General features: G+C 60.7%; 5 protein-coding genes. 1 reads left to right on the forward strand and 4 read right to left on the reverse strand.

The window, feature by feature from the left end; translation table 11 throughout:
- The 4 genes from WCB02_RS30725 to msrA form a co-directional block, all read right to left on the reverse strand.
- Window positions 1-215 (reverse strand): hypothetical protein (locus WCB02_RS30725; RefSeq protein ID WP_423963973.1); only part of this gene is annotated, 215 nt, incomplete at its 3' end.
- A 221-nt stretch (window positions 216-436) separates the two neighbouring features.
- On the reverse strand, window positions 437-601 hold the full coding sequence (locus WCB02_RS30730) for a DUF3309 family protein (protein ID WP_423963975.1): 165 nt from the start codon (window positions 599-601) through the stop codon (window positions 437-439).
- Window positions 602-704: 103 nt separating this feature from the next.
- Window positions 705-1,133 (reverse strand): peptide-methionine (R)-S-oxide reductase MsrB, encoded by a 429-nt coding sequence (gene msrB / locus WCB02_RS30735; protein WP_423963977.1) that lies wholly within the window; start codon window positions 1,131-1,133, stop codon window positions 705-707.
- Between the two features lie 21 nt (window positions 1,134-1,154).
- On the reverse strand, window positions 1,155-1,871 hold the full coding sequence (gene msrA, locus WCB02_RS30740; protein WP_423963979.1) for a peptide-methionine (S)-S-oxide reductase MsrA: 717 nt from the start codon (window positions 1,869-1,871) through the stop codon (window positions 1,155-1,157).
- A gap of 193 nt (window positions 1,872-2,064) precedes the next feature.
- Here msrA and WCB02_RS30745 point away from each other — a divergent pair.
- Window positions 2,065-2,481: hypothetical protein (locus WCB02_RS30745; protein ID WP_423963982.1), on the forward strand; the 417-nt coding region annotated here is incomplete at its 3' end.

A 2,481-nucleotide genomic window follows, 5' to 3' on the forward strand; every position in this document is an offset into this window, starting at 1 on the left:
CTCTCATACAAGGTGCGAATGCCGCTCTGGTCGAAGCGTGCTTCCTCGACTTGCAGATAGGCGCCGTTCAGCGAGTCCGCCGGCAATTCCTCCATCGCGAAGCGAACCGCCTCGGCCGCGGTCCCAAACCGACGGTAGGCAAAGCCCGCACGTTTCTTTTTGCGGATCGCGGCTGGGAAAAGCTCGGCGGAGGTGTTGAAGTTGAACGTACGCATGGTCGAGGACCTCTTATCTTAGGCTTGTCGCTAGCGCGAGGCGGCGGACGGGGGTTTTTACGGACGGCAGGCCGCGACCGGCGGCGCTCCGTGCCTTGTCATTTCACCCCCTAATATAGGCTGATTTGACAAAATTGCGAATCCCCTCGACGCTCATCATGAATCTGGAACCGATTCTTGAATATTCGAATAAGCCTTTATTTTTCAATATCTTATTGCTCCTAAAGTTTTCCGAGCAGGAGCAATACGATCAATACAACCAGAATCACCCCGCCCAGGCCGATTCCCGAATGGCCCAGGCCATAGCCATAGCCGCCGAATCTGCCGCTGACGCCGCCCAACAGAAAAATGATCACCAAAATGATCAGAATCGTCCCGAGCGTCATGACAGCCTCCCGCTAGCGGGCGGCGAACGAGCCGAGCTCGCCACCCCCCCTGTCCCAGCAAAGCACAATCCGCCGTACTGTTCCAAGCCGGAAGCGCGCGTCACTATTTCGGCTGCAGCTTGAGGGCCGCCGAGTTGATGCAGTAGCGCAGGCCGGTCGGACCCGGCCCGTCGTTGAAGACGTGGCCGAGATGCCCGCTGCATTTCGAGCACAGCACCTCGGTCCGGATCATGCCGTGGCTGAAATCCCGCTCCTCGTCGACGTGGCTCTCGGTCGCCGGCTGGGTAAAGCTGGGCCAGCCGCAACCGGAATCGAATTTGGCATCCGATTCGAACAACGTCTGCCCGCAACCGGCGCAGATATAGCTGCCCGGCCGATGCTCATGCTCGTATTCGCCGGAGAACGGCCGCTCGGTCGCCTTCTCGCGCAGCACCGCATACTGCATCGGCGTCAGTTCGGCCCGCCATTCGGCGTCGCTTTTCTCGACCCTATCCGCCCTGGTCTTGAATTGAGTGGTTTTGATCTCGGCCATCGGTCCTCCGTTTCTCGCCCTTCAGTTGGTGGCCTTCAGGTCGCCCACCAGCGTCGGCTTCTCGATGTAGTTGTCCGCAAAGATCTTCTTGAGATTTTCGACCTTCGGCAGGTCGTTATACGCAATATAGGGCTGGTTCGGGTGTAGCGTCAGGTAGTCCTGATGATAGGCCTCTGCCGGATAGAACCCCTGCAGCGGCCCGACCTTGGTGACAATCGGCTTCGGGTAGACCTTGGCGGCGTTGAGTTGGGCGATATAGGCGTCCGTCACCTTCTTCTGCTCGTCGGTGGTGGTGAAGATCGCCGAGCGATATTGCGTCCCGGAATCCGGGCCCTGGCGGTTCAGCTGGGTGGGATCGTGCGCGACCGAGAAGAAAATCTGCAAGATCTTGCCGTAGCTGATCTTTTTCGGGTCATATTTGATCTGGACCGACTCGGCGTGACCTGTCGTGCCGGTCGAGACCGTCTCATAGCTGGCGGTGGACTTGTTGCCGCCGGCATAGCCGGACACGGCGCTGGTGACGCCCGCGACATGCTGGAACACGCCCTGCACGCCCCAGAAGCAGCCGCCGGAAACGACGACCGTCTGCTGGCCGTCCGTGGCCGGCACGTCGGCCGCAGGCGCCGGAATGATCACCGCGTCTTCCGCGGCGCGGGAGGGGCCGGCCACGAAGGCCGTGATCGCCAGCGCGCCGACGGCGGCGGCAGCGAGCGAGAGGCGGAGGGGGCTTCGGCGCATGGCAGTCCTCTTTCGGGTTGGCGGTCGCAGATCAGCTGATTCCGAGGCGCGCAGTCCCCGCGTCGTAGGCGCACCTACCGCTCCAGGACAACACGAGACAGACCAAGATACGGAACGGGGTCAGAATTGTTACGCAGACGCGCACACGACTGCGTGAAGATAGACCGCAGGTCAAAAGCGTTCGAGCGGGCAAATGCCCGACATCTTCGCGAAATTGCCTCAAATGAACCGCGACGCGATTGGATCGACAGGTCCTGGCCCGCCGGAGAGCGTTGCGCAAATGCCTGCGCCCGACACCTTTTTGATGGCACCGTGGGCATGGCGCAGCTGCGCTCTGCCCACGCTCATTAACTTGAATTTCAAACAGCAGATACGGTTTCACGGTCTCGCGGCGCTGGTCGCCCGAGCTTTGCTTGGGAAGTCTTGCGCCTCGAGAACGAGGGCGCAGGGAATGCCGGGTGCACGCTGCACCCGCGGTCTCGTGTGCAATAAAAACAAAAGCAAAAGCGCACACGAGCATACAGGTTCAGCGGAGACACTCCGACATTCCCTGCGCAATGGCTTTACGGCTTACTTCGCGCTCTCCCCGGCGATCCAGGCTTTTTTGACA

This window comes from Bradyrhizobium sp., assembly GCF_049581145.1.
Classification (GTDB): Bacteria; Pseudomonadota; Alphaproteobacteria; order Rhizobiales; family Xanthobacteraceae; genus Bradyrhizobium.

Excerpts from the sequence above, each read along its gene's own strand:
- WCB02_RS30730 (WP_423963975.1), bottom strand. The coding sequence starts at position 601 with ATGACGCTCGGGACGATTCTGATCATTTTGGTGATCATTTTTCTGTTG.
- msrB (WP_423963977.1), bottom strand. The coding sequence starts at position 1,133 with ATGGCCGAGATCAAAACCACTCAATTCAAGACCAGGGCGGATAGGGTC.
- msrA (WP_423963979.1), bottom strand. The coding sequence starts at position 1,871 with ATGCGCCGAAGCCCCCTCCGCCTCTCGCTCGCTGCCGCCGCCGTCGGC.